This window comes from Parendozoicomonas sp. Alg238-R29 (assembly GCF_947331445.1).
GTDB lineage: Bacteria > Pseudomonadota > Gammaproteobacteria > Pseudomonadales > Endozoicomonadaceae > Sansalvadorimonas.
Window position 1 is genome coordinate 19,551 of sequence record NZ_CAMZOG010000044.1, and the last position, 18,284, is coordinate 37,834.

The 18,284-nt window shown below is 47.5% G+C and carries 17 protein-coding genes; 9 read left to right on the forward strand and 8 right to left on the reverse strand.

Going from position 1 to position 18,284, the window contains the following annotated elements:
• Positions 1 to 352: 352 nt before the first annotated feature.
• Together QMA35_RS12250 and QMA35_RS12255 are read left to right on the forward strand one after the other, a co-directional pair.
• Entirely contained in the window at positions 353 to 1,735 is a 1,383-nt protein-coding gene (locus tag QMA35_RS12250; RefSeq protein WP_281647438.1) for a sodium:alanine symporter family protein, read from the forward strand.
• A 125-nt stretch (positions 1,736 to 1,860) separates the two neighbouring features.
• The gene (locus QMA35_RS12255; RefSeq protein ID WP_281647439.1) at positions 1,861 to 2,610 is read left to right on the forward strand and encodes an ABC transporter substrate-binding protein; all 750 of its coding nucleotides are present in this window, start codon (positions 1,861 to 1,863) and stop codon (positions 2,608 to 2,610) included.
• 11 nt (positions 2,611 to 2,621) lie between these two features.
• Here QMA35_RS12255 and QMA35_RS12260 read toward each other — a convergent pair whose 3' ends face one another.
• Entirely contained in the window at positions 2,622 to 2,900 is a 279-nt protein-coding gene (locus QMA35_RS12260) for an amidohydrolase family protein (RefSeq protein ID WP_281647440.1), read from the reverse strand.
• Positions 2,901 to 3,414: 514 nt separating this feature from the next.
• Between QMA35_RS12260 and QMA35_RS12265 the strand changes: the two genes are divergently transcribed.
• The 3 genes from QMA35_RS12265 to QMA35_RS12275 all read left to right on the forward strand — a co-directional run bounded on the left by QMA35_RS12265 (position 3,415) and on the right by QMA35_RS12275 (position 5,711).
• Positions 3,415 to 4,881 (forward strand): PP2C family protein-serine/threonine phosphatase, encoded by a 1,467-nt coding sequence (locus tag QMA35_RS12265; protein ID WP_281647441.1) that lies wholly within the window; start codon positions 3,415 to 3,417, stop codon positions 4,879 to 4,881.
• A gap of 102 nt (positions 4,882 to 4,983) precedes the next feature.
• Positions 4,984 to 5,439: a helix-turn-helix domain-containing protein gene (locus QMA35_RS12270; protein WP_281647442.1), complete on the forward strand. Its 456-nt coding sequence runs from the start codon at positions 4,984 to 4,986 to the stop codon at positions 5,437 to 5,439.
• Between the two features lie 29 nt (positions 5,440 to 5,468).
• Entirely contained in the window at positions 5,469 to 5,711 is a 243-nt protein-coding gene (locus QMA35_RS12275) for a hypothetical protein (protein WP_281647443.1), read from the forward strand.
• Between the two features lie 79 nt (positions 5,712 to 5,790).
• Here QMA35_RS12275 and putP read toward each other — a convergent pair whose 3' ends face one another.
• The 4 genes from putP to QMA35_RS12295 form a co-directional block, all read right to left on the reverse strand.
• Positions 5,791 to 7,281: a sodium/proline symporter PutP gene (gene putP, locus QMA35_RS12280; protein ID WP_281647444.1), complete on the reverse strand. Its 1,491-nt coding sequence runs from the start codon at positions 7,279 to 7,281 to the stop codon at positions 5,791 to 5,793.
• A gap of 133 nt (positions 7,282 to 7,414) precedes the next feature.
• Positions 7,415 to 10,591 (reverse strand): bifunctional proline dehydrogenase/L-glutamate gamma-semialdehyde dehydrogenase PutA, encoded by a 3,177-nt coding sequence (gene putA, locus QMA35_RS12285; RefSeq protein ID WP_281647445.1) that lies wholly within the window; start codon positions 10,589 to 10,591, stop codon positions 7,415 to 7,417.
• Positions 10,592 to 10,699: 108 nt separating this feature from the next.
• Entirely contained in the window at positions 10,700 to 11,482 is a 783-nt protein-coding gene (locus QMA35_RS12290; RefSeq protein WP_281647446.1) for an AraC family transcriptional regulator, read from the reverse strand.
• An 86-nt stretch (positions 11,483 to 11,568) separates the two neighbouring features.
• Positions 11,569 to 12,138 (reverse strand): hypothetical protein, encoded by a 570-nt coding sequence (locus QMA35_RS12295; protein ID WP_281647447.1) that lies wholly within the window; start codon positions 12,136 to 12,138, stop codon positions 11,569 to 11,571.
• Between the two features lie 228 nt (positions 12,139 to 12,366).
• On the opposite strand from QMA35_RS12295, the gene QMA35_RS12300 reads away from it, so the two are divergent.
• The 3 genes from QMA35_RS12300 to QMA35_RS12310 are packed head-to-tail and all read left to right on the forward strand — an operon-like array spanning position 12,367 to position 14,884.
• Entirely contained in the window at positions 12,367 to 13,536 is a 1,170-nt protein-coding gene (locus tag QMA35_RS12300) for a sterol desaturase family protein (protein WP_281647448.1), read from the forward strand.
• A gap of 27 nt (positions 13,537 to 13,563) precedes the next feature.
• Complete coding sequence (locus QMA35_RS12305; protein ID WP_281647449.1) at positions 13,564 to 13,962, forward strand: hypothetical protein; 399 nt, start codon at positions 13,564 to 13,566, stop codon at positions 13,960 to 13,962.
• Positions 13,925 to 14,884, forward strand: a complete 960-nt coding sequence (locus QMA35_RS12310) for a protein kinase (protein ID WP_281647450.1) — start codon at positions 13,925 to 13,927, stop codon at positions 14,882 to 14,884. Before QMA35_RS12305 ends, QMA35_RS12310 begins: the two co-directional genes overlap by 38 nt.
• A 71-nt stretch (positions 14,885 to 14,955) precedes the next feature.
• Here QMA35_RS12310 and QMA35_RS12315 read toward each other — a convergent pair whose 3' ends face one another.
• From QMA35_RS12315 to QMA35_RS12325, 3 genes are all read right to left on the reverse strand, one after another.
• Positions 14,956 to 15,900, reverse strand: a complete 945-nt coding sequence (locus QMA35_RS12315; protein ID WP_281647451.1) for a triacylglycerol lipase — start codon at positions 15,898 to 15,900, stop codon at positions 14,956 to 14,958.
• Positions 15,901 to 15,990: 90 nt separating this feature from the next.
• A complete protein-coding gene (locus tag QMA35_RS12320) occupies positions 15,991 to 17,037 on the reverse strand; it encodes a lipase secretion chaperone (RefSeq protein ID WP_281647452.1) in 1,047 nt (348 codons plus the stop codon).
• A 277-nt stretch (positions 17,038 to 17,314) separates the two neighbouring features.
• On the reverse strand, positions 17,315 to 17,500 hold the full coding sequence (locus tag QMA35_RS12325; RefSeq protein ID WP_281647453.1) for a hypothetical protein: 186 nt from the start codon (positions 17,498 to 17,500) through the stop codon (positions 17,315 to 17,317).
• A gap of 322 nt (positions 17,501 to 17,822) precedes the next feature.
• On the opposite strand from QMA35_RS12325, the gene QMA35_RS12330 reads away from it, so the two are divergent.
• The coding region (locus QMA35_RS12330; protein WP_281647454.1) for a DUF4372 domain-containing protein at positions 17,823 to 18,284 on the forward strand (462 nt) is incomplete at its 3' end.

Below are 18,284 nucleotides of genomic sequence, written 5' to 3' on the forward strand. Positions count from 1 at the left end.
AAACAAAAGTGAACTTCGTTGTGATTTAATCCTGTCGTTGCTTTTCTTGCTTATGGATTTACATATTTGTAGGAGGTCTGTTGTTCCAGGTCTCTAGAAGGAGGCTTTTACTTGTTTTTTGTGGCTGTATTTAGTGAATATATCTTTTCAGTGTTAATTAATGGTTACACAAAGTTGTAGGTTATCTGTTGAAACAAAATTTCCTATAGGATAGTTTTGCCCACAGCTGTTCGGTTTCCACCCTATAAATAAGTAGAACTTATTTATAGGGTGGAAACAGCACAATAAATACAAACAACAGCAGTCGTGCTCTTGCAGAGTCGGCCATAACAATAAGAAGGTATTCCCTCCTATGGAAGCTCTTACCAATTTTTTCAGTGATTTAAATAGTATTGTATGGGGGCCGGTGATGCTGGTTCTTATACTGGGTACCGGCCTTTTCTTGATGCTTGGTCTTCGTTTGATGCCACTCCTGAAGCTTGGAACTGGTTTCAAGCTCATGTGGGATGGCAGAAAGAGCAAGGATGACGAAAAAGATTCCGGTGAAATTTCTCCTTTTCAGGCATTGATGACAGCTCTGTCCGCAACTGTAGGTACCGGTAACATTGCCGGTGTTGCTACAGCTGTATTCCTTGGTGGCCCTGGTGCTTTGTTCTGGATGTGGTGTACTGCTCTTGTGGGTATGGCCACGAAGTTCTCCGAGGCTGTTCTGGCTGTAAAATTCCGTGAAGTGGATGAAGAGGGTAACCATGTTGGTGGCCCGATGTACTACATCAAAAACGGCCTCGGCCCCAAGTGGGCATGGTTGGGAACGACCTTTGCGGTGTTTGCATCTATTGCTGCTTTCGGTATCGGTAACACGGTTCAGGCCAACTCGGTTGCCAGTGTGCTCGAAGTAAACTTTGGCATTCCTCTGGTGGTAACCGGTGTCATTCTGATGGCTCTGGTTGGTGCTGTATTGCTGGGTGGTGTTAAGCGTATCGGTGCTGTTGCCGGTGCTCTGGTTCCCGTTATGGCGATTGCTTACCTGATTGCTGGCCTGGTTGTTCTGGGTATTAACGCTGATCAGCTACCTCACGCTCTGGAACTGGTATTCACTTACGCATTTACTGAAACAGCTGCTGAAGGTGGTTTTGCTGGTGCGGCCGTATGGATGGCGATTCGCTTTGGTGTGGCTCGTGGTATCTTCTCTAACGAAGCCGGTCTGGGTTCTGCCCCGATTGCTCACGCAGCGTCTCAAACTAAAGATCCTGTTCGTCAGGGTTTGGTTGCCATGCTGGGTACATTCATTGATACCATCATCATTTGTTCCATTACTGGTCTAGCGATTATCTCCTCTGGTTTGTGGACTTCTGGTGAATCTGGTGCGGCGTTGACCTCTGCAGCATTTGCTCAAGCCCTGCCTGGTGTTGGTAACTACATCATTGCTGTTGCTCTGAGTATCTTTGCTTTCACTACCATTCTGGGTTGGGCGTTGTACGGTGAGCGCAGCATTGAATTCCTGTTCGGTGTGAAAGCTATCAAGCCTTACCGTATTGTTTGGATTCTGGCTGTACCTGCCGGTGCTGTTCTGAGTCTCGACTTTATCTGGCTGGTCGCGGATACCCTGAACGCCATGATGGCCCTGCCTAACCTGATCGCTCTGGTTCTGTTGAGCCCAGTTGTGTTCAAGCTGGCTCGTGAATACTTCTCTCGCAATCGTGATGTTAAAGGCGAAACTGTCTCTTCTCACTAATCCCTGCTGTTAAAAGGAAGAGCTCAGGCTCTTCCTTTCCTGTTTTTACACCTGTTTTTACACCTGTTGAAGCATGATAGGCAGACGCTTTCGACAGCGGTGTTCCCTCCGAGAGGAATGAAGCTGTGAGTTATTCCCAAGTTATTAATAGCATTGTTTTAGTGTGCTGTGTGTTTATGGCACTGAAAAGCCACGCTCAAGACAAACTGGTACTCCTTACTGAAAATTATCCTCCTTTTAATATGAGCGTGGAGGATAAAAATTTTGCCCGTGGTAATGGTATTGATGGTGTGTCCACAGACCTTGTGCGAGAGATGGTAGAGAGGTCGGGTATTCCCTACAGTCTAACTTTGCGCTCTCCTTGGAGTCGTATCTTTGATATGGCCCAGAAAAGGCCGAATTATGGGCTGTTCTCAACCACCTTCACAGAAGAGCGAAAGCCTTTGTTTAAGTGGGTAGGTCCATTGGTTGCCAATGATTGGGTGATTTTCAAAAAGGCTGGCAGCACTATTGAGATTACATCCCTCGGTGACCTGAAACGCTACAAGGTCGGAGGTTATAAAGGGGATGCAACCTCTGAATTCCTGAAAGAAAAAGGAATAAACGTTATCGAAGCTGTCACTGATAAACGCAATGCTGAAAAATTGTCCGGTGGTCATATCGACTTATGGGCATCCAGTCGTTATTCCGCACCTTATATCGCTGATGTGGCAGGAGTCGACGAACCTGTCGCTGCATATACGTTCCGCTCAGTAGAGCTTTACCTCGCCCTGAATAAAGGAACCCCTGACAGTGTGGTGTCCAAACTGCAGGATTCCCTTGATGGGATGAAAGATGACGGTACGGTAGCTGAAATTATGGATCGTTACCTGTAGCGGCTTTTGAATCAGGGGTGAAGGTAGACTTCCCCTTCTTTCATCACAAATTCTACCTGTTGTAAAAGACTGATGTTGTGTAGAGGGCTGCCTTCAGCAGCGATGATGTCGGCAGTAAACCCGGGCTTAATCTGCCCCCGATGCCTTTGTCCCAGGAGTTCTGCAGCTTGGGCTGTTGCAGTGCGCAGTGAATCAATTGTAGACATCCCAAGTTCAACCAGATGCTCAAACTCTCTGGCGTTTTTGCCATGGGGAACAATGGAAGCATCAGTTCTATATCTTCTGGTCAATCATAAATCCATGCTCAACAGAATCTACACCGGCCGGGCTGCCGCATTGATTGAAGAGGAAGTATGAGCGTGGGCAGCAACGCGAAGACCGTGGCGGTGTGCTTCCTGAACCAGAGTATTTAATCTCTGAGGGTTAAATTCCCCGCAGCTTGCTGAGGGGCAGTTCATTCACTTCTTTTCTGAAACTTTGCCTGAAGTTGGAGCACCGTTAGTCAACAGAATTAATGATGATTTTCAGGTGCTAAAGCCAGCATCTTGAGTTCACTCGGGTATATAACAATGTAAATTGCTAACTATCCAACTGAGACATGCCTTTTCGTTTGTTTTTCCAGCTGGATTTTATTCAAAAAAATAGATATTTGCTCTGGTGATGTGTCGTTTGATATGCATCAAGCAGCCCTTGGGTGCTCCTGTCAAAGTTGTAAGATCAGCTTACATATTCCATGCCTGCGTAAACTTTTTACCGCCATAACCTGTCCATGATCTGTTATTAGAGCTTTTATAAGGTATCAGTATGCAGGCAAGCGCACATAAACCCAGCACACCCAAACATATGCCACTCATTAGAGTGGTACCTGTCGCTACCTCAGAATCGGTTGAGTCAGCAAAACAAGGTCATCGTACTGTGAAAGTCTCACATCAGAGCCCCAGAAGTGTGCATGAGGATGGTGGTCACCGAGCTACAGGTGTACGTTCATCCTGTCAGTTTGAGGTGAGAGTCTACAAAACTCCTGACAAGGTTCGCTACAGCGCGCATGAAAGAGAAGAACTGAAAGATGATGCATATCCCCAATTGAAGTGTTTTCAATGCAAAAGTATCGGTATTCGAGAAATCCCTGTAACGCATGACAATTTAGATAAAACCAAGTTGTTGAATGATGAATATTGGCTTGAGTTAGATGCAGGAGCTGTTGAGAGAAAAAGAAAGAAGCAAATAGAGCTGGCACAGAAACAGCAGAATGGTTCCCAGCAGAAAGTCAAGAATAATTGGTTTCATCAGAATTTCCAAGCACAGTTAGATGCTTTTATTTCGACAGGATACTCTCCAGATAGTATACAACGCTCTGATATTGAAAGTGCGGATTGGGGAAGTGAGTGTTTATGGCCAGCAGCAACGGCGAAAGCACAAGGAGGCAAAAAAGTTCAACAAGACTATACCGGCAATACAGCATTTGATGTGTTCACGCCAGATGGTCACCTTCCATATCAGGCTTATTTCGTTTTGGATGGACACGGTGAAGAGGCTGAACGATTTGTATGCTTGGCTCTTCCCATGTTGAAAGAGAAGATAAACGCTGATTTAAATAGCTTTTCAGAAAAGCTGTACCTTGATGTTGCAGAAAACTGTGCATTAAAGAAGTCTTTTGTTGACACAAGTGTTTGTATTAAAAATCTTGGGCTCGCTTTCAGTGGGATGTGGTGTGGTTCTACGGTATGTACGATGTTGATAAGGGGGAGAAAGCTCGTTGTCGCTAACTTGGGAGACACGAGAGCGATTGCTTCTGACAGTGCTGGAAAAACAGTACAGCTTACGGTTGATGCCAAGCCTGAAGACTCAGTATTCGGTTCATCAATATACAAAAGAGGTGGTAAAGTTATCCAGGATGGTTCTGGTAATGCCTACCGAGTAGGGAATATGCTCGCTCCAGCCAGAAGTCTCGGTTGCGGTATTGTTACCGGTGTTTCTGCCCGCCCTAAAATTTCTGAATATAATTTGGGTGATGAAGAGGAAACACTTGTAATAGCCAGTGATGGTGTTTGGGATATTGCATCATCCGACCAGGTTGGGAAACTTGCTTCCGGCATGAGGAAGGTGGGAGCTTCACCAAAAGAGGTTGCGAATGCCATTATTTCTTTATGTCTTAAAGCTGCAACAGAAGCCAACAAAATCATAATGCCACCGATAACGAGTTTTCCTGATAATATGTCAGTGGTTGTGGTTTTTGCTGATGAGAATGAACATTTGGAAACAACAGTTTAATTGAGAGTGCCTCTAGTGCAGGAAAGCGCTGATACCTGCACATATGAAAATATGTTTTGATTCGTCCCCCTTTTTTTCAAACAGTAGTAGCAGTAGTAAGAAGTGCCATCAAAGCATACCCAACAGATCATTTTGTCGGAACAACAGCGTAATGATCTGGAACTCATTATCCGCCAGCGGAAAAGCGCCCAGTCCATAGTTCTTAGAGCCAAAACCATATTGGCTGGAGCTGAAGGAAAAAGCCTTCTGGGGACAACTAAAGAACTCAGGTGTAACCGTGAAACTGTTACACGTTGGCGGAAGCATTGGGTTGAACGCAGCGATGAGCTCCCTGTTTTAGAAAAACGAAAAGAAGCGCCTCGTCCTGGAGCTAAACCCAAGTTTACCGAAGAGCAAATTTGCCTGATTGTCGCTATGTCTTGTGACAAACCAGAAGAACATGGTTACCCACTCAGTCACTGGTCAGAAAACTCGCTGGCTATGGCTGCTCAGGATAAAGGCATCGTCCCATCGATCTCGCAGAGACAGGGAGGGCGATTTTTAAAATCGTCCCGATAAAGTGAAGGGTTGGGTAGACACCCCTCGGGATGAAGCCTTCGAAATACACAGCGCAGATGTATGCGACACTTACCGTCAAGCCGGGTTATATTGAAAAGCGGGAATTTGAGTATAAGCGTCACGGGACTCAGGCTCTGCTCGCAGGAATGGATGTCGGCACAGGTAAGGTTATCCCTCTTGTAAGAGATACACAGACGGAACAGGATTTTGTCATAGATCGTCTGAATATTCATATGTCAGAGGCTGCGGTTAAGGCCGTAGCCAGAAACTAGAAATACTTCATATCGTTGAAGGTACAAAAAAGCCGTGGCCAGCAGTGCTGGTCACGGCTTTTTACTGATCAGTTATGGATCAGGAAATAGCGCGCTGTACTTCATCAAATTCATTGGTGATTTCCTCGGAAGGTTCACCAGATGTCAGGCTGACAATAACAATCGCCACTGTGGCGAAGAGAATACCTGGCACAATTTCATAAAGATCGAAGATGCCACCGCTGACTTGTTTCCAGGTAACAACGGTTACGCCACCAATAATGATTCCTGCCAGAGCACCGTTTCGGTTCATGCGCTTCCAGAACATGCTAATCAGTAGCGCAGGGCCAAAGGCGGCGCCGAAACCTGCCCAAGCATAGGACACAAGACCAAGAACGGAGCTGTTTGGATTCATGGCCAGGGCTAGCGCTACAAGTGCAATAGCGACGACAGCAATGCGGCCCACCATCAAGACTTCTTTCGAAGACGCATCTTTGCGAAGAACGGCTTTATAGAAGTCTTCTGCAAGAGCGGAGGATGAAACCAGCAGCTGAGAATCCGCTGTACTCATGATGGCAGCCAGAATGGCAGCCAGCAGAATACCAGCAACAATAGGGTGGAATATGGCATTGACCAGCACCATGAAGATGGTTTCACCATCACCCAGAGAGCTGCCAGTACTGTTCAGGTAGATCAAACCTACCAGGCCGACAAGCATGGCGCCTGTCATAGAGAGACCGCTCCAGATGACAGCAATACGGCGTGCAGTAGGTACATCGTCCTGAGAGCGGATGCCGGCAAAACGTGCCAGAATATGTGGCTGACCAAAGTAGCCAAGGCCCCATGCTGCAAGAGATGCGATAGCAATCCAGGTCAGGGCTTCACCTTCAGAGCTGGTCCAGATATTCAGCATCTCAGGATTGTGACTTTCCAGAAGCTGCAATAGAGATTGATCGGATGGGCCGGTTTGCAGAGCAATGACTGGCACTATAACCAGGGCAGCGGCCATCAACAGACCTTGGACAAGATCGGTCCAGGAAACAGCCAGGAAACCACCAAACAAGGTATAGGAAATGATGCATACCGTTCCAACAATAACAGCCACGCTGTAATCAAGACCAAACACGGTTTCAAACAGTTTTCCGCCCGCAACAAGACCTGAGCTGGTGTAGAACAGGAAGAACAGCAGAATAAAGAAGGCAGAGACAATCTGCAGCATTCTGGAGTTGTCGCGGAAGCGGTTGGTAAAGAACTCAGGCAGTGTCAGGGCGTTACCTGCCACTTCGCTGTAAACCCGCAGTCGCTTAGCCATTAGTAGCCAGTTCAGCCAGGTACCGATCAGCAAACCGCCCGCGAGCCAGAAAGCTTCGAAGCCAGCAGCAAACGCGTAACCGGGCAAGCCCAGCAGTAACCAGCCACTCATATCTGAGGCGCCAGCACTCAATGCAGCAGGCCAAGGGCCTAAGGAGCGTCCGCCAAGAAAGTAATCTTCAGAATTGCTGGTGCGTTTCCAGGCCCACAGGCCTATACCCAGCATCATGGCAAGATAAACGATAAAGGTGCTGATAATTGCACCGCTGTTTTCGGTCATGGGATATCCCTTTTGTATTTATATTGGGAATGGTTTTGTTTTCACGCTCGTGGACAAAATGTCCCAAAAAGCTCAAAGGGGAGTTCTTCGATTTATCATCGAAGAACTCCGAAACATCTATAAAATCAAGATGTTAGTGCTCACTCCCTAACGACAACAGAGTAGCATTTCCACCAACGGCTGTCGTGTTGATTGTGAGTGTCTGCTCCGTTGCAAAGCGGTACAGATAATGTGGTCCGCCAGCCTTCGGGCCCGTGCCGGAAAGGCCCTGACCGCCAAAAGGTTGAACGCCAACGACGGCACCAATCTGGTTACGATTAATGTAGGCATTCCCCACATTCACGTTTTCCTGAATAAGCAGAGATGTTCTTTCATTACGGCTATGAACGCCGAGAGTCAGTCCATATCCTGTGCTGTTAATCTGCGCAATAATCTCTTCCAGTTGTTCTGCTTTGTAGCGGATGACATGAAGGATTGGGCCAAAGTGTTCTTTTTCCAACGCATTAATATGGTCAATTTCAAAAGCAACAGGCGCAATGAAGTAGCCATCTTTCGTTGTATCAGGCAGTTCACAGCGAGCCAGAAGCTTGGCTTCCCTGGTCATCCGGTCAACATGTGCCTGCAGGCCTGAGTGGGCACGTTCATCAATCACCGGGCCAACATCTGTTGCGTGTAAACTTGGATCGCCAATCACTAGTTCAGCCATAGCGCCGGTCAATAGGTTCGTGACACGATCGGCAATATCATCCTGAACATACAAAACCCTCAGGGCTGAGCAGCGTTGGCCGACGCTACCAAAAGCAGAATTCACGACATCTTGAACAACTTGCTCTGGAAGCGATGTGGAGTCAACAATCATGGCGTTCTGGCCGCCGGTTTCGGCGATCAGGGGGATAATCGCGCCCTGACGGTTAGCTATTGCCAGATTGATTGTACGAGCTGTTTCTGTCGAACCGGTAAAGGCGACACCGGCTATGCGGTTATCAGACACCAGCCTGTTACCAATGCTTCTGCCATCGCCAGGCAACAGTTGTATGGCTTCTCCGGGAATACCAGCTTCCAGCATCAGCTCTACTGTGCGAGCTGCAATCAGGCTGGTTTGCTCGGCAGGCTTTGCGATAACTGTATTGCCTGCAGCAAGGGCAGCGGTGACCTGGCCGAGGAATATAGCCAGCGGGAAGTTCCAGGGGCTGATGCACAGGAATACACCTCGGCCACTCAAGCGCAACTCATTCGATTCACCTGTAGGGCCAGACATAACCTGAGCTGTTGAAAACTTTTCGACGGATTGTTGAGCATAATAACGACAAAAATCCACAGCTTCACGAATCTCATCAATAGCGTCGTGAATCGTTTTTCCGGCTTCCCGGTGGCACAGAGCAATCAGTTCTTCCCGGTTATCTTCAAGAAGATCAGAGAGGGCAACCAGTTTGGCAGCGCGCTGCTGTGCGGGCGTGTTACTCCAGCTTTTAAAAGCTTTGGATGCCGATGCGATAGCCGTTTCAATCTCATCTTCGGCTGCCCAGTGCATACGCCCAACGACCGAGTCTATCTGGTAAGGACTGGTGATATCAGACGATTCTGCTGTTTCCACCTGCAGACCATTAATAATGGGTCCTTTATGCCACTGCTTTTCCATAAATTTTTGTACTTCTTCTTGGAAGGGGTGATCGATGGATTCAATGTCGATATTGATACCACTGGAATTCCGGCGTTCATCACCAAAAAGTTGAGGGGGTAAAACGATGTGGTGGTTGGCCAGATGTTCATGTTTGACCAGTAAATCTGCCGGATGATGAACCAGTGACTCTACGGGTGTTTTGGCATCGACCAGTCGATGAACAAAAGAAGAGTTCGCCCCGTTTTCCAGCAGACGACGTACCAGATAGGGAAGCAACTCTTTGTGGCTGCCAACCGGCGCATAAATGCGGACAGTCTTTGCTTCCTGCTTCAGTACCAGATCATAGAGGGCATCGCCCATTCCGTGGAGACGTTGGAATTCATAATGATCATTTCCAACGTGGGTTGCCATGGTCAGAATGCTGGCAACAGTTTGAGCATTATGGCTGGCAAACTGGGGATAAAGAGTGCCTTTCACCTGTTCACTGAGGAGGAAACGAGCACAAACAAGGTAGGCAACATCTGTCGCTTCTTTGCGGGTATAAACAGGATAAGCCGGGTAGCCGTTCTGTTGGCAGAGTTTGATTTCGCTATCCCAGTAAGCGCCTTTTACCAAGCGGACAGGAATAATATCCCCTTGTTCTCTGGCAAGAGCTGACAACCAGCAGAGTGTTGGCAGGGCGCGTTTTCCATAGGCTTGAACAACGAGACCAAACTGGCCCCAGCCTTTGCAGTCAGGATGGTGATACAGTCTTTCGAAAAACTTCAGAAACAGTTCATGGCGATCCTGCTCTTCAGCATCCATATTAATGGCGACATTACCCGCACGGGCTGCACGAACCAGAACCAGAACCGAATCCAGGAGTTCTCCCATTACCCGCTCACTTTGAGCGACTTCATAGCGGGGGTGAAGGGCGGATAGTTTGATAGAAATGCCGGGTTTGGGCGAGCCATCCATCTCAGGTTCTGCTGCGATGGCTTCGATAGCCGCTAGATATTCGGCATGATATTTGGCGGCATCATCAGCTGTTAGAGCGGCCTCTCCCAGCATATCAAAGGAATAGGTGTAACCGCTTTTGCGCTCATCACGACCATTATTCAGGGCTTCCTTAATTGTGCGTCCAAGCACAAAGTGCTTCCCCATGATTTTCATGGCCTGATTGACGGCCTGGCGAATCACTGGTTCGCCCATTTTGTTGACCAGGCGGCTGATAATACCGGCCGGTTTGCCATCGTCCTGGGTGTCCATGGTCACAACCTTGCCGGTCAGCATCAGCCCCCATGTAGAAGCATTAACCAGCAAAGAATCGCTCTGGCTCAGATGTTTGTTCCAATCTGCAACGCTGAGTTTGTCGCGAATCAGGGCATCAGCCGTTTCTGTGTCAGGAATCCTTAACAGCGCTTCTGCCAGACACATCAGCAGAATGCCTTCCCGGGTGTCGAGGCTGTATTGCAGCAGCAGGGAATCCACCATGTGGATGGCGTTATCACTGGCTCGCACCTGGTTAATCAAGGTGGTTGCACGGTTGGCGATACTGGCTTTCTGGCTAGAGTTTTCTTCCAGTTGACCAAGTAATTCTTTTAACCAGGATTCTTCGTCTACACAGTAGTGAGGGGAGATAGAATCCCAGATATTTTCCGGCTTTTGGTGGATAAAAGCGGGGGTGAATGCGTCAATGGCCTTGAACATACCCACTACCTCTTACGATTTTTTTAGAGAATTTCTTATCAAAGAATAGTTATGGAGAGAAATTTACAAGGGAGGCGAGGGAAAGGTCTTTGCAAAAACTCCGGCGTTTTATACAAAAACCTCATCAGGAGACAGGTTTTCAGGTAGCAAGTGGTGTTGCTTGCGGTAGCGTAGAGGTGTGATGTTTAGCCTTTCACGCATTGATCTGGTCATCAGGCTTTGGCTGGTAAAACCTACCCTCTCGGCGATATCGGCAAGGGAATCGTTGGTTTCAGATAATAGTTTGCAAGCAGCTTTCAGACGCAGGTTCAAAATATATTGGTGGGGAGTGGCACTCGTGAAATCACGAAAGGCATCGTAAAACCGGCTTTCCCCCATCCCTGCCAGAGAAGCCAGATCGGCAACGGGCAGTGAATGCTCTAAATGCGTGGAGACATACTCGCAGATTTGATCCATTGCCAGTGTGGCAGTGGCGACAGGTTGCCAGCTTTGAGCAAATCGTAACTGCAGGCTACGAAGCAGGCCTTCACACAAAGCATTAGCAAGCTGGGCATCATCCGGAAAGAGAGCCAGCTCATGGCTGACCTGATGAATCAGTTCCATCAGGGAGCGATCTATGCGAAACCAGGCCGGGCAAGCAAACATTGTTGTCAAGTCTTCGGTCAGATCTCCGCAGTCAATATTGATCAGTACCAGCTGGTTTCCGGAGTGCCCAGAAAAAGCATGGGTGCTTTGGCTGGGAATAGCGCAACCAACGCTGTGTGCAATGCGTCCCCGCTTCCCTTCAATATTAAAGTCAGCCTGACCTGCAACCGGAATCACCAGTTGGTGATGTTCGTGGCTGTGCTGGTTTTCGGTGGTGGGAAGAGTGGTTACAGCAAGAGTTTTCATGACCACAGGCTATCGCTGTGACAAATACTTCACAAGAGAGAATGTATAAAAGCTGAGGACTGAAAATCCTCAGCTTTAGAGGCGAGTTACTTGTTGCGTGCAGCAAACTCAGCCATCAGTGCAACAGGCTGTTTTTTCTTGTTGCTCTTGTTCAGAACAAAAACAACAGTTTCGCCGTTAGGGCCAGCACCAATTTGAGTGAAGCGGTAGGCGGCTTCACCAACTTTACGTACGGCTTCCATATCTTTCAGCTCATTGAACACATAAATACGGCCATCTTCGCTGCGCATTTCGCCATAGAAGTTTTCAGCAGGGGCTTGGTTACCCTTGAACATGTCAATGCTGCCGATACCGGAAGACTTCTTCTTGTCTTTGCCGGTCAGGCCAAACACCAGAGTCTGGCTGTGAGGGCCTTCACCAATAAAGACTTTACGGTAAGGGGTTTCGCCATTAGCAATAAAGTCTTTGTAGACGGCGGCGTCATCAAAAACGTAGTAGCGGCCTTCGTGGGCTACTTCGTACAAATCATCGTTATTAACCGGCTTGGCTGCTGCAGCGCTTTTTGCTGCCATACTGTCGTTGTTCATAGATTGACAGCCAACAAGTGCAGTTGCCAGCAGGGATGCCGCAGAAAGTTTAATCAGAGTGGAACGCATCAGAGTCTCCGGAATTGTTTTCACTGAGTTGTTGTGATTTTCAGTGGTAACCAATTTAGGAACTTTTTTTTACAGTTTGGTGATGCTTATATTTCAGAAATGTGACGAAATGTTTTCAGGGCGATTTTCAGTTTGACGGATTTCTGTGGTACAACCCACTTATAAAAATAATAAATAATGCGTGTGCTTATGGATCCCATAATTTTTGCGATGCCAGGCTTCTTTGTTTTGATCTTAATTGAAATCATCGCAACGATGGTTCGTAAAAAAGATTACTACCGGTTGAATGATGGGATTAACAGCCTGAGTTGTGGTGTTCTGAGTATTATCACCAAACTGGTCATAAATCTTGGCCTGTACACTCTGATTTATAACAGCTTTTCGGTAACAACCCTGCCGGCTGAGGCTTTATGGGTGTGGATCGTGGCCGTGATTTTCCAGGATTTCCTCTATTACTGGAATCACCGAATCGGCCATGAAGTGAATATCTTCTGGGCTTCCCATTCTGTTCATCACCAGAGTGAGGAATATAATCTCACTACAGCTTTACGCCAGACCAGTACCAGCTTTTTCCTGAGCTGGATTTTCTATGTGCCTATGGCCCTTCTTGGCTTTCCACCCGAAGTATTTCTGACGGTCAGCCTGCTGAATTTGTTGTATCAATTCTGGGTTCATACCAGACACATACCTAAGTTGGGCTGGTATGAATGGTTTTTTGTTACGCCCTCCAATCACCGTGTTCATCATGCCAAAAATCGTGAGTATCTTGATAAAAACTACGGTGGCATATTTATTCTCTGGGATCGCTTCTTTAAAACCTTCAAAGAAGAAGATGATAATTATGAATCGATTCGCTATGGAACCATTAAGCCGTTGCGAAGCTGGAATCCTGTTTGGGCCAATCTTTCTCCTTTTGCTGATTTGTTTCGAGACGCACGACACACCAAAAGCTGGAAAGAAAAACTGACCTTATGGTTTCGTCATACTGGGTATCGCCCGGCCGATGTCGCGTCACCTTCTGATATGCCGGATATTCATGCCTATGTTAACTATGATCCGGTAGTCAGCACCGTAGTGAAGATCTATGCCGGCTTCCAATATGCGTTACTGCTTATAGCGACCACAGCATTAATAGGTGTGAGCCATACCACAAGTTATGGTTTTGATGTGCTATGGACCTGCGTACTGACTTTTAACGTTGTGGCTATTGGAGCCGTTCTGGAAGGACGGAAAAGTTGCCAGATCGCGGAGTCTATTCGCTTTGTCGTTGTAGCTCTGGCAGTGATCTTCAGTGCGAGTCAGTTAATCCCTCTATGGGTGGTCTGGTATGTTTTGGGGTGGGGCGCTGGGTCAGTGATATGGTTGACTTATATTCTTAAACAGCAACATCTCTTTTAAGGCGCCATACTCATAGGATCACAGGGAGTGAATTCCAGAGATCTTATGGGAAAAATACGAAAAGCATTTGGCAAGTTTCTACCCTTGGGGCTTCGGGGGAGTGCAAGATCGCCAAACTCACAGTCAAAGGCAAAAATATCCGATGTCAATGGTCGCACAATTGAGCCGAACGACACTATTGAACGGCGATTTTACGAGCGGTCGTTCTTTGCGGGTGTTGTCAAAAAATTTGGTTTAGAGTCACGTAACTCTGAGTCGACAGCTCCCCAGTCTCTTCTTGTTCAGGGGGAGAAGAAATATCTCGGCCAGGTAGATGGCGGCATTCAAGTCAGTAAGAGCAGGAATGGCTTTTTGGTATTTTCCAGCACGCCAGACAGTGTTTTTCCGGATGGGAAACTGGGGGGATCCTATTACCTCCAGGGATGAGGCGCGGCTGCTTCCCAAGATTTTAGCTGTCGGTTCGAATGGGTGTGTTCAGGCTTGTCTGGTTAAGGGGGGTGTCGTTGCCGTTAAGCGTAGTTATTGCCTGAAAATGCCTGAGGATATCAAGCCTATTTACAGTGATGCGAACGGTATTATGCGCGAGGTGGCCGTTCTTGCGGGGTTAAAAAAAGAGGCTTCAGATCATCCGGGTTATAGCTATCTGGTGCCTTTTGTGGGGGCTTGTGTCTCTGAGACGGGTGAGCCCTTGATTCTTCTGGAAATGGCAGACCAGAGTTTGGAGAATAAGCTGGCAGCGGGGCCGGTTTCTCACGGTGAGTTTCTGCAGCTCAGTTGGGAGATCTTTTCCGGGCTTGAATGCCTGTCAACACTGAACCTTGTTCATCAGGATGTTAAGCCGGGTAATATTCTTCTTAAAGGTGGCAAAGTCTGGTTGGCGGATTTCGGTGAAACCACTTCAGACCAAGGCATCGCCTCCCTCGGCGTTTTGGGAGAGCCGTGGACGGCAGAAGAACGTATCGGCGGCACCAAGGATATTAAACCCTTTCATGGGTATTATGAGCTTCCCCAGCCCGCCACAGATGTGTGGTCTACTGGCCTTACAATGATTGCGATGTTGAGCAAGGACTCTCACAAAGCGGGAGAGTTTCTGCAGAAGCTGCATGAGTTTTCTTATGGCACAACACCTGCCGACCAGTTGGATGATGATCAGATTGAACAGCTACGCAGTCAGACTGAGGTCGTTGTTGATGAATTTCTGGAAGAAAACTTAACTGGAGCTATGGCCAGATATACGCAGCCTTACGCTGAGCTGCTGTATCGGATTTTTGATCCTGATCCCAGAACCAGAATAACGTCTTCTGAGGCAAGGCAGACTCTGGGCCTGTATCTGAAAAAGATTACCTAAGGTGTGAACACACCCAAGAGTTTGGAAACTGCTCCCGTAAGCTCTTTCAGAGTTTCCGGGAGCAGCTTGTCTCAAAGTCCTGCGTTTTTCAGTCGGTTGGCATGCTGGCGATACACCGTAACCGGGTCGGTATCCAGCAGGCTGTGAAGGCCAAACAGTAGGTTGATTTCATCAATATGGTTCATGCGGTAATTATCTCGAATCACCATGCCCATATGGCTGCTGCAGCGGCCTACCAGACCATCATTCTCTTCATCAACCAGCTTTCCCAGAGTTGAGAAAAAATAGTCGGAGGGGTCTATAGGGTTGGTGAATGGTTTTGTGCCACTCCAAGAATAATAGCGAATACCGTCGACTTCATAATCGCCTTCGCCACAGTCCGAAGGAATGGCCGCAGGGTGCTCAATGTTGAATGCGGCGCTGCCCGCAGTGCTCAAGGAGTGAAGGGAGGCTAAGGCGCTCTGACCATTGTTGGTTGGATTGTTTGACATCAGATTGAACAATCCGGACAGAGCTTCCATCGCGCCATTCAAAACAGAGCTAACAACCGGAGCGTGACTCAACCCCAGAACGGTGTCGGCAACCGGGCTGCCCTTGTGGGGAGAGCCTATACTGGTGACAGACTTCACCAGGTCAGGACGAACACTGGCAACAAATCGGCTTGTAGGGCCGCCTTGGGAGTGGCCCACCAGATTGAAACCTTGTGCTCCTGTTATGGCTTTGATTTCATCCAGTTGTTCAATTAGTTCAAGACCACGCAATTCTGTACTTTCCAAACCGGAAACTTGAGTGACATAAACTTCCGCACCACTTTTCTCAAGCTCTTTGGGAATGCGATACCAGTACTCAACAAGGCCAAAGGCTGTGGTATCAAAACCAAACATACCATTGATCAGCACAATGGGATAACGGGTGTCGGTATAGGTGTCTTTCTTGTTCCACCACCACCAGGCGGAGGCCGGTTGGGCCAGTAACAGCGCAAGCACTGCTAAAGACATTAGCGATCGGATTTTCATTCTGGTTGTCTCTCTTTCCCGATTTTATTGTTTTATGGGTTAGCTGTTATTGTTGTTTTACTGCCTGCAAATGGGAGGACAACTCAACTCTCATAGTCTTTGCAGTTTCTCCAATGCCTGAACCAGTTTGATTTCAGACCCGGAAAAATGGCTTGTCCTTAACTCGTCAAGGGAAGTGTCCTGACTTCCCAGTCCGGCAGCTAAAAGTATTTGCTTCTGCTGACTGTATTCGTTCAGTCGCTGCTGCCATTGATCACGTTGGTTATCGAGCGCAGAAAGGCGCTCAGCAGCTTCATAGCCAAATGCTACTGAACGGAGTTCATAAATGTCTGTGTCAGAAGCGCCGTTCGCTCTGGCTTTGGTAACTTGCTCCTTCAATACTTTTTGTTGGACGCTCAGCGATTGTTGTTCTGCATACTCAGGCCAGGCTCGGGCAAGTTCATTCAGCTTTTGCTGGCGTTGTTCTTCGGTAAGGCTTTGATCCCGTTCTATGGTTGTTTTACTCAGTATAAAACGGTCGTAACGTTCTTCTTCCCCGAAAAAGGCTTCCGCCATCTCTGGCCCCAGTTCTGCAGTTCTGGTCCGGGACAGCAGCTCCATACGTTGCTGAAGAAGCTCGGTAATAGACAGAGCGCTGAACATTTCAGCAAGTTCCAGTTGTTGTTCTGCCAAGTGAACCTTATAGGAAACATAGCGGTCGAAATAAGCCAGGGAGGCAACAGCAACACGAGGAGAGTATTGCTCTTTCACGTAGTTGTAAAACTGATCCCGGATGGCCGAAACAGGCTGTTCCCCCAAGGTTGCCAGATAGTACTCAAATAAACGACGCATAGAGGGTGTGATAATGGGTAGGCCAGCAGCATTCAGCACCAATTCGCCATCAGGTGTTGTTCCACGTAATGAAAGCTTGGCAGAAGTTATTGCCTCTGCAGGGAGGGAATTGTCCTCAATGTCTTGCTCTGGCGTTTGCCACAGAGAAACATCAGAAGTGAGCGCCGGGTTTGTGAATGTTACTTCCGGACTAGCTTGCTGCGCATCGGGCTGCTGGCCATAGAGTAGATAAATGCTGGTGCCGGTAATAATGACCGACAGGGCAATCAGGCTGGAAATCCTGAATATCCCGCTATTGCGTTCCATGGGAATGACTCATTTTTATTATTGTTATTGTCGCTCTGCTTTAGGCTGCTAAGTGCATCCACGCACTACACATACACATTCACTACATATGCATTACAGGCAGGCATAGCAGATACTTATCTTTGATTATTATTTAATCACTTGCTCCATTGTGGGGCAAGGAAAGACGACAAGTGTTGTGATGGGGTTTGAAAAAACATCGAAAACAAAACCCGCATCAGCGGGCTTTGTTTGGGTGAAGGATTTGAAGTCGCTATGGCTTAATTGAGAACACCCCTTAGTGATCGGTTGCTGCAATTCTGGCGGAGTTATCAATCGGACAGGGAAGCAGGTCTTTCGGCTGGTAGCTTCTTATCTCCCCCCACTCCATACGAACCTTAAGCCAGCCCGGTTGAGTAGTGTTTTCGATAATTCCCCGTTCATAGGTAATACGATCTCTGACATACAATTGCTGAACTTTCATCCTTGAAACGTCCTTCCCGACAGTGAGTTGATAGCTTTAAAGTTAGTCGCAGTTTATTCCAGCTTGGTGAAGCTTCTGTTATTTTTTTATGAACGTAATTTACGTCTTTTGAACATAGGCTCAGTCCAACAACCAAGAAGAACCCATAAATTTGAGTTTAGAAGATTTTCTATTCACGCAAGAGAAATCTAACAAATAGTTTTTACTATTTCACTGCTGTCCGGTTAAAAAATCGAGAAAGGCGTGAGATGTCTGTCTTTAGTGGTTTGCGGTAAAATAGCGGTTGTCGAGACAGCTATTTCACAAAACAAAAAAGACAGACATGAAGCATCATAACAGCGTTTTCCAACAGTTACTCAAAACAATCCCACGTCACCAGTTTCAGAAGGTCGTTGATCGCCACAACGGGGATCATCGCATCAGGACTCTGTCATGCTGGACTCAGCTCGTTGCCATGATGTTTGCTCAACTGGCCAGCCGGGTTTCCATTCGGGATCTGGTTGAGAATTTTAATACCTGCCACAACCACCATTATCATTTGGGTGTCTCTCGCATAAAGCGCTCTTCATTGTCAGATGCCAACAGCACTCGGGCGGCCAGCATTTTCTCAGAAACCTTTTTCTTTCTATTGCAAAAAGTCAGAAGCCATCTGCCTCGGGGAGCGGCCAGTGATATGGTTCGCCTGATTGATTCCACGACCATTGACTTAAATTTGAACCAGTTTGAGTGGGCGCATTTCCGAAAAACCAAAGGCGGCATAAAGCTTCATACGGTGTATGACCCG

Excerpts from the sequence above, each read along its gene's own strand:
- QMA35_RS12250 (WP_281647438.1), top strand. The coding sequence starts at position 353 with ATGGAAGCTCTTACCAATTTTTTCAGTGATTTAAATAGTATTGTATGG.
- QMA35_RS12265 (WP_281647441.1), top strand. The coding sequence starts at position 3,415 with ATGCAGGCAAGCGCACATAAACCCAGCACACCCAAACATATGCCACTC.
- QMA35_RS12275 (WP_281647443.1), top strand. The coding sequence starts at position 5,469 with ATGAAGCCTTCGAAATACACAGCGCAGATGTATGCGACACTTACCGTC.
- putP (WP_281647444.1), bottom strand. The coding sequence starts at position 7,281 with ATGACCGAAAACAGCGGTGCAATTATCAGCACCTTTATCGTTTATCTT.
- putA (WP_281647445.1), bottom strand. The coding sequence starts at position 10,591 with ATGTTCAAGGCCATTGACGCATTCACCCCCGCTTTTATCCACCAAAAG.
- QMA35_RS12290 (WP_281647446.1), bottom strand. The coding sequence starts at position 11,482 with ATGAAAACTCTTGCTGTAACCACTCTTCCCACCACCGAAAACCAGCAC.
- QMA35_RS12295 (WP_281647447.1), bottom strand. The coding sequence starts at position 12,138 with ATGCGTTCCACTCTGATTAAACTTTCTGCGGCATCCCTGCTGGCAACT.
- QMA35_RS12310 (WP_281647450.1), top strand. The coding sequence starts at position 13,925 with ATGGGAAACTGGGGGGATCCTATTACCTCCAGGGATGAGGCGCGGCTG.
- QMA35_RS12315 (WP_281647451.1), bottom strand. The coding sequence starts at position 15,900 with ATGAAAATCCGATCGCTAATGTCTTTAGCAGTGCTTGCGCTGTTACTG.
- QMA35_RS12320 (WP_281647452.1), bottom strand. The coding sequence starts at position 17,037 with ATGGAACGCAATAGCGGGATATTCAGGATTTCCAGCCTGATTGCCCTG.
- QMA35_RS12325 (WP_281647453.1), bottom strand. The coding sequence starts at position 17,500 with ATGAAAGTTCAGCAATTGTATGTCAGAGATCGTATTACCTATGAACGG.